Below are 7,019 nucleotides of genomic sequence, written 5' to 3'. Positions count from 1 at the left end.
CCCTTTCTTGAAAAGAGAGGGGAGTCTGAACTGATCCTCAGGCCGGCGTTATTATGCCGCTTCCTTCACAGCGATCACCGCCTCCCAGGCCGAGTTGCGGACGGAGGTCGGCATAATCCGGAAGTCGGCATGATGCACCGTGCAGCGCTGATGGCGCGTCGTGGGACAGACCTCCTCGAGCGCCTTCCAAAAGCCGAGCGCCCCGTCACCGGTGGCCAGTTGCGGTGCGATGGTCAGGCCGCGAGCCTTCAGGTCCACCAGCAGTTCATGCCAACTTTGCGCGCTTTCCCGAAGGCCCACCTGAAAGCCGATCAACTCCTTCTTACCCTCGGGCGTCGCGCCGATCAGCACCAGCATGCACTCCGCTTGCGGCTCCATGCGCGCCTGCAGATACACCCCGTCCGCCCAGATGTAGACGTAACGCCGGGCCGAAAGATCACGCCGCTGCCAGCGCTTGAAGTCGGCTTCCCACTCGCCGCGCAACCGGGCGATCACCGAGGGCGAGAGGTTTGGCGCATCCTTCCCCAGCAACGCTCCCAATGCTTCCTGGAAATCACCCATCGAAACGCCGCGCAGATAAAGGATCGGCAGCAGCGCATCCAGGCTCCGCGTCCGGCGCGCCCAACGCGGCAAAATGGCCGAGGTGAAGCGAATGCGCTCACTTTCCACCTCGGCGCCACGATCGCGCAGCTTGACCCGCTGCACTTCGACCGGACCAATCCCGGTCTGGATCTCTCGCGCCGGTCCCAGACCGTGCCGCACCACGCGATCACGGCCGTCAGCCAGTCGCTCACCCCTCATCGCCGCCAGAAATGCCTCCGCCTCAGCCTCGATCGCCTGCGCCAGCAGGCGGCGCGCCCCGTCCCTCAGGATCGCCGTCAGCGGATCCTCGACGTCGCCGGGCTTACGGAAGGGAAGAATAGTGCTATCGCTCGTCATAGGCGTATCGCTCCTTCAAGAGGTTCAGGCAGGCTTCCACCCGCCTCGATACGCCACCTTTCTCACCAAGCCATCACCCAGTTTCGGCCATAGCTCCGCTGGCGGTCAGTGGCGGCGTGGACGGATGCCGTTATCGCCGACGACGGATCCTCTGCTCCGCTCAGCCCGCGCTTGCGTCTGCTGATCGCCGACATGCGGGCGGAGTGGACCGAACTCGACCGGCGGATCGCGGTGTTCGACGATGAATTTGCAGCAAGTGCGCGCGCCGACGAGGCGGCACGGCGATTGGCGACACTGCGCCCCAGCGTCGTCGCCAAGGCCGAGCGGTCCCCAGCAGCACTCCGCAAGCAGACCACCAAACAGACCGACGACGGCTTGCCGGTCCACAGCTTCCACAGCCTGATCGCAGACCTCGCGACACTGACGCGCAACACCGTTACCACCGCAATCTCGCCAAACCTCCCGATCACCATCACCGCAAGGCCAACACCCATCCAGCAAAAGGCGCTCGACCTGCTCACCATTCGCTGTACCCAGTAACCACCCCGCCCGATCACAAATTATCGTTTCGGATCAATGGGCTGTGCAATTCAAAAAAGGAAGCTCAGTCTAAATTCCAGCATAGCTCATGGGCAAGCTGGGTTATTCCTGGGGTGCGTGTCCGGCGTCACTGACAAGATGGCACGCAACCAGGTGTCCTGCCTCGATTACGCGTAACTGCGGCTCTTCTGCATTACAGCGAGCTTCTGCGAAGCGGCAACGCCCGGCGAAGCGGCAGCCCGGCGGCAGGTCGATCGGATTGGGTGGGTCACCCACTAACTTCACGCGCCCCGCGCGGTCGCGCCCAGGTGCGGCCGAGAGGAGCGCCCTAGTGTAGGGGTGCAACGGACGACTGAACAGCGAAGCCCTATCGGCGGACTCCATGATCCGGCCCAAGTACATGACGGCAATATCATCGCACATATGCCGCATCACACCGAGATCGTGCGAGATGAAGAGGTAAGCGAACCCGAAATCTTTCTGGAGCGAGATGAAGAGGTTGAGAATCTGCGCCCGCACCGCGACATCCAGGGCGGAGACAGGCTCGTCGCAAACGATAAGGTCAGGTCGGCTCGCGAGCGCACGGGCGATTCCGATCCGTTGTCGTTGACCGCCCGAGAATTGATGCGGGAAGAGATCCCGTTGCTCGGGACGCAGGCCGACGCGGCGGAACAGCTCGTCAACCCACGCACCACGCGTGGCTACCTCACCGATCTGCATTAGGTCGAGCGGCTCGCGCACGATCGCGCCCGCCCGCAAGCGCGGATTAAGTGAGGAGAGAGGATCTTGGAACACCATCTGGAAACGCCGACGCGCCCTTTGTAGGGCCGCCCCCGTCTGCGTCGCCAGGTCGACTCCTTCAAATTCAATGGTGCCGCTGGTGGGCGCAATAAGGCGCATAATGGTGAGCGCCGTAGTTGTCTTTCCCGAGCCGCTTTCTCCGACGATGCCAAATGTGCGTCCGCGTGCCATGGCGAAGCTGACGCCATCGACGGCGTGCACACTTTTTGCCAACGCTAAAGGATTGCTGCGGCGCAGCGGGAAATGCACTTTCAGGTCACACACCTTGAGCAGCGGGTCTGAGGCCGAGGCGCTCATGAGAGCACAGGGTCGGCGAGCAGCCAACAGGCGGCGGTATGGCCGTCTCCAGCGGGTAGAATTGGCGGGCGCTGCGTCGTGCAACGGGTCATGGCGTATTCGCAGCGCGAGGCAAAGGAGCAGCCAGGTGGCAAGCACGTCAGCGAGGGGACCGAGCCTGGGATCTCCTTAAGAAACTGCCGCTCGCCGTCGCTGTCATCATCGCGCATGGGATCAGGGATGCAGGCGAGCAGTGCGCGAGTATACGGATGAGCCGGGCGCAACAGTACATCATTTGCCGCGCCTTCCTCGACTTTGCGACCCGCGTACATGACGGCGATGCGGTCAGCCATCTCGGCGACGATGCCCATATCATGGGTTATAAGCACGAGCGCCATGCCAAACCGGCCCTGCAGTTCACGTATGAGGTCGAGGATCTGCGCCTGGACGGTGACGTCCAGCGCCGTAGTCGGCTCATCCGCGATCAGGATCTGCGGATGGCATGCCAGCGCCATTGCGATCATTACGCGCTGTCGCATGCCGCCTGACAGCTGGTGCGGGAAGTTGCGGATTCGGGTTTGCGGCGACGGAATGCCAACTGCGCGCAACATCTCCAGGGTACGCGCTAACGCCGAGCGTTGGTCAAAACCCTCGTGAAGCCGAATCGTCTCGGCGATCTGGGTGCCGATCGAAAAAACTGGATTCAGTGCGGTCATCGGCTCTTGGAAGATCATTGAGATGTCTTTCCTTGCCGCGGCCAAAGCGCTGCCCGATGCGACGCAGGTCGCCGACCGCTGGCACCTAATGGAAAATGCGAGCCGCGCCTTTCTCGACGCGGTGCGCAAGTCGATGCGTCAGATCCGCTCTGTGATCGGCGCGGCCACGGTCAACCCCAACCTGCTCACCGCTGCCGAACGGATCCAATACGAAGGTTATCTCCGCCGAGAGGAAGATAACGCCGCCATTCTCCACCTGGCCAAGGACGGGATCGCGATCAAGGAGATCGTGCGCCGAACCGGATACAGCCGCGGCCTCGTCCGGCGGATCTTGCGTGGACAGCGCTCCGACATCTTCCGCGTGCGGGAGAGCTCGCTCGAGCTCTATCTGCCTTGGCTCGATGAGCGCTGGGCCGCTGGTGATCGCAACGCGGCTGCACTTTGGCGACAGCTGAAGCAGAAGGGCTTCCGCGGCTGCATGTGCGTCATTAGCGAATGGGCCACGCGCCGGCGCCAGGCAGACAAAATAGATAGTGCGCCGAGCCGAACGCCTGCGGCACGGACCATTGCGCGGTTGATGACCATCAGTCGCGATCAGCTGTCGCGGTCCGAAGCGGTCACGGTGGCCGCCATTGAGGACGGCGTGCCGCTCCTCGTGGAAGCACGCGAGATCGTTGCAGCGTTTCAAGCCATGGTGCGCAAGCGATGCCTGAACGCACTCGACCCATGGTTGGAGCGGGCGCGACCGAGCCTCGTCGTGTCGTTCGCCAACGGCGTGCTCAAGGACAAAGCGGCTGTTGCCGCCGCGATTACGTCAGCTTGGTCGAACGGCCAGACAGAGGGGCAGATCACCAAGCTGAAGCTCGTCAAACGCCAGATGTATGGCCGCGGGAAGCTCGATCTCCTTCAGGCGCGCGTTATTGGCTCCGCATAAGCCCAACATCCACCAAAAGTGAGTCAGATGGGGTATTCGGCCGGTCGTCGTAGCCTCGATTTTTGGGTGAGGTGCTGCGCTTCAGGCTGATGGTAAACGTGGTCCGGGTTGAAACGGCCACAAGCATCAGATGGAGAAGCGCAGCATGAAGTATTATGCCGGTCTGGACGTCTCGGTGAAAGAGACGTCGGTGTGCATCATCGACGAAATGGGCAAGATCTGCCGCGAGGCGAAGGTCGGGAGCCATCCTGAGGACCTGGCGCGGTTGCTCAACGATCCTGGCTTGCCCCTTACCCGTGTCGGTCTTGAGGCTGGACCATTGTCACAATGGCTGTTCAGCGGGATGGCAGAGGCTGGATTGCCAGTGATCTGCATCGAGACCCGTCATACGAAGGCGTTCCTCAAGGCGCAGGTCAACAAGAGCGATCGCAATGATGCTCGTGGCATCGCACAGATGATGCGTGTCAATCTGTTCCGGCCCGTGCATGTAAAAACGCTGACGAGCCAGAAGCATCGCGCCCTGCTGACGGCGCGCAAGCTGCTGCAAGAGAAAGCCATCGCCATCGAGAACGACATCCGCGGCTTGCTGCGCAACTTCGGGCTCAAGGTTGGCGCCGTCGGCGTGGTCAAATTCGACGACCGGATCCGAGAACTCGTTGACGGCATGCCCGAGCTCGTCGAGATCATGGCGCCACTCCTGGCATCCCGAGAACAACTGCGCCATGCGTTCATGACGCTGCACCGCAAATTGCTGTTTGAACCGCGCCGGGTTTTCCGGAGGCCATTTTGTTTGAGTCAGGCCACCATAGCCAGCTCGTTCAGTTGTTCATAATAGTGCGCCTCGGCCTCGGCCGGTGGGATGTTGCCGATCGGCTCGAGGAGACGCCGGTGGTTGAACCAGTCCACCCATTCAAGGGTGGCGAATTCCACTGCCTCGGCATGGCGCCAGGGACCGCGCCGGTGGATCACCTCCGCTTTGTAAAGGCCATTGATGGTTTCGGCGAGGGCATTATCATAACTGTCGCCGACGCTGCCGACCGAGGGCTCGATACCGGCCTCGGCCAAGCGCTCGGTGTAGCGGATCGAGACGTATTGCACGCCGCGGTCGCTATGATGGATGAGCCCGCCCTGCCGCACAGGCCGGCGATCGTGCAGCGCCTGCTCCAGAGCATCGAGAACGAAGCCAGTCTGAGCTGATCGCGACACGCGCCAGCCGACGATCCGCCTGGCAAAGACGTCGATCACGAAGGCGACGTAGACGAAGCCTTGCCATGTGGCGACATAGGTAAAGTCCGAGACCCAGAGCACATTTGGTCTGGGTGCCCGGAACTGCCGGTTCACCTTGTCGCGCGGACACGGTGCGGCAGGGTTGCTGATCGTCGTCTTCACCGGCTTGCCACGCACTGCTCCCGAAAGCCCCATCTGCTTCATCAGTCGCGCCGTCGTACAGCGCGCGATCTCGATTCCTTCCCTGCGGAGTTGCCGCCAGACCTTGCGCACGCCATAGACCTGGAAATTCTCTTCCCAGACCCGGCGAATCTCCGGCCGCAGCCGCACATCCCATTTGGCGCGCGGTGGCAGACGGGCCGGATCAGCCCGGCGCGCGGCATGTTCGTGGTAGGTTGAAGGGGCGATCGGCAGTACACGGCAGATCGGCTCGACCCCATAGACGCCCCGATGGTCGTCAATGAACGTCTTCATGGCTTGTACCGGCGGTCGAGCTCCGCCTGAGCAAAATAAGCCGATGCCTTGCGGAGGATCTCATTGGCCTGGCGGAGCTCGCGGTTCTCCCGCTCCAACTCCTTGATCCGCTCCCGGTCCTCGCTCGTCGAGCCTGCCCTTAGGCCCTGGTCGCGTTCTGCCTGCCGCACCCAGCCTCTGAGCGTCTCAGCCGTGCAGCCAATCTTCGCCGCAATTGAAGCAATCGCCTCCCATTGCGATGCGTGATCTTTCGCATGCTCCAGAACCATCCGGACCGCCCGCTCGCGGACCTCAGGTGAATATCTGTTCGATGTCTTCCGCTTCTCCATAACCCCATCCTACTCAAGAGTTGGAGCCTCCGGAAAACCCGGCGCGGTTCAGTTGATCGTTCGCGATGACGCTGTGTGCCGACGGCTGATGACGATTCCCGGCGTCGGCCCGGTCGTATCGTTGGCCTTCAGGAGCACGATCGACATTCCGGCGCGCTTCACGAACTCAAAGGCTGTCGGCCCAGCCTTGGGGCTGACACCGGTTCTCAATCAATCGGGTGAGAACCACCGGGTCGGTCGGATCTCGTTGTGCGGGGACGACATGATGCGCCACCTGCTCTACGAAGCCGCCCAGGTCATGCTGACGCGTGCACAGAGATGGTCGTGGCTGAAAGCCTGGTACGCTACGTACTAGTGCCGGTCGGCCGCTCGCTCGCGCTGCTACCGGAAAACAACTGAGGCGGCAAACCGCTACAAGTAGCGGGTCCGAAAGTCGGTGCTGGTAGAGACACGTGCGCAGTCGTACTGGACCCGCCGAAGCATCTCGTCCACCGCGTAGTACAGCAGGGGCGTGTTGCTCTAGGCTGGCTGGGCCACCAAGAGTGGGCTAACTAACTCTTGGCCACAGTCGGGGTTCCGACCCGGCTGTCGGAAACTCAAGCACTTCGCGCGGCCTTACAGCTAGCACGAGGACTTCCGGTTGCTATGCTGGCCCGGCTGCGGCCCTTAGCAGTAGTCGGCAGCCGTGTGTCGCAGTAGCGCTTGCTAGTTGACTTGGCGCGGCCCAAAAGGCCTCCGAGGTTGAGAACTCATCCTACCCCAATACCTCTTCGCCTTCTGTAG

5 protein-coding genes, 3 pseudogenes and 1 other annotated feature are annotated in these 7,019 nt (G+C 62.2%); of the genes and pseudogenes, 4 read left to right on the top strand and 4 right to left on the bottom strand.

From position 1 onward, the window contains the following. Positions 1-132: 132 nt before the first annotated feature. Positions 133-939, bottom strand: a pseudogene (locus AiwAL_RS19135) (IS256 family transposase); the annotation flags it as partial. A gap of 171 nt (positions 940-1,110) precedes the next feature. Between AiwAL_RS19135 and AiwAL_RS19130 the strand changes: the two are divergent. After that, a complete protein-coding gene (locus AiwAL_RS19130; RefSeq protein ID WP_262313373.1) occupies positions 1,111-1,479 on the top strand; it encodes a hypothetical protein in 369 nt (122 codons plus the stop codon). A gap of 102 nt (positions 1,480-1,581) precedes the next feature. Here the strand turns inward: AiwAL_RS19130 and AiwAL_RS19125 are convergent, their stop codons facing one another. Next, positions 1,582-2,577, bottom strand: a complete 996-nt coding sequence (locus AiwAL_RS19125; RefSeq protein ID WP_262313372.1) for an ABC transporter ATP-binding protein — start codon at positions 2,575-2,577, stop codon at positions 1,582-1,584. Then, on the bottom strand, positions 2,574-3,272 hold the full coding sequence (locus AiwAL_RS19120) for an ABC transporter ATP-binding protein (RefSeq protein ID WP_262313371.1): 699 nt from the start codon (positions 3,270-3,272) through the stop codon (positions 2,574-2,576). The genes AiwAL_RS19125 and AiwAL_RS19120 overlap by 4 nt, the downstream gene beginning before the upstream one ends. A 34-nt stretch (positions 3,273-3,306) precedes the next feature. Here AiwAL_RS19120 and AiwAL_RS19115 point away from each other — a divergent pair. Both AiwAL_RS19115 and AiwAL_RS19110 read left to right on the top strand, forming a co-directional pair. Then, a pseudogene (locus AiwAL_RS19115) lies at positions 3,307-4,206 on the top strand (transposase); the annotation flags it as partial. A gap of 145 nt (positions 4,207-4,351) precedes the next feature. Then, positions 4,352-5,038 carry a transposase gene (locus tag AiwAL_RS19110; protein ID WP_408851958.1) on the top strand — a complete coding sequence of 229 codons (687 nt, stop codon included), beginning with the start codon at positions 4,352-4,354 and terminating at the stop codon, positions 5,036-5,038. Here the strand turns inward: AiwAL_RS19110 and AiwAL_RS19105 are convergent. Further along, positions 5,002-6,236 (bottom strand): IS3 family transposase gene (locus AiwAL_RS19105; protein WP_262313370.1). Its coding sequence is split into 2 segments (ribosomal slippage): positions 5,002-5,942 and positions 5,942-6,236, totalling 1,236 coding nucleotides; the frame shifts between segments, so codons are not numbered across the junction. The two genes, AiwAL_RS19110 and AiwAL_RS19105, sit on opposite strands and share 37 nt — an antisense overlap. After that, positions 5,833-5,949, bottom strand: a sequence feature (AL1L pseudoknot). (Overlaps the previous gene by 117 nt.) 58 nt (positions 6,237-6,294) lie before the next feature. Between AiwAL_RS19105 and AiwAL_RS19100 the strand changes: the two are divergent. After that, positions 6,295-6,576 (top strand): annotated as a pseudogene (locus AiwAL_RS19100) (transposase); the annotation flags it as partial. Positions 6,577-7,019 lie beyond the last annotated feature (443 nt).

The sequence above is a fragment of the Acidiphilium sp. AL genome, assembly GCF_025499445.1.
Taxonomy (GTDB): domain Bacteria; phylum Pseudomonadota; class Alphaproteobacteria; order Acetobacterales; family Acetobacteraceae; genus Acidiphilium; species Acidiphilium iwatense.
Note: the sequence above shows the minus strand (reverse complement) of the source record. Positions and strands in the feature narration are given on the sequence as shown.

Bases quoted from the DNA above. Each gene is read 5' to 3' on its own strand.
- AiwAL_RS19110 (WP_408851958.1), top strand. From the start codon at position 4,352: ATGAAGTATTATGCCGGTCTGGACGTCTCGGTGAAAGAGACGTCGGTG.
- AiwAL_RS19120 (WP_262313371.1), bottom strand. From the start codon at position 3,272: ATGACCGCACTGAATCCAGTTTTTTCGATCGGCACCCAGATCGCCGAG.
- AiwAL_RS19125 (WP_262313372.1), bottom strand. From the start codon at position 2,577: ATGAGCGCCTCGGCCTCAGACCCGCTGCTCAAGGTGTGTGACCTGAAA.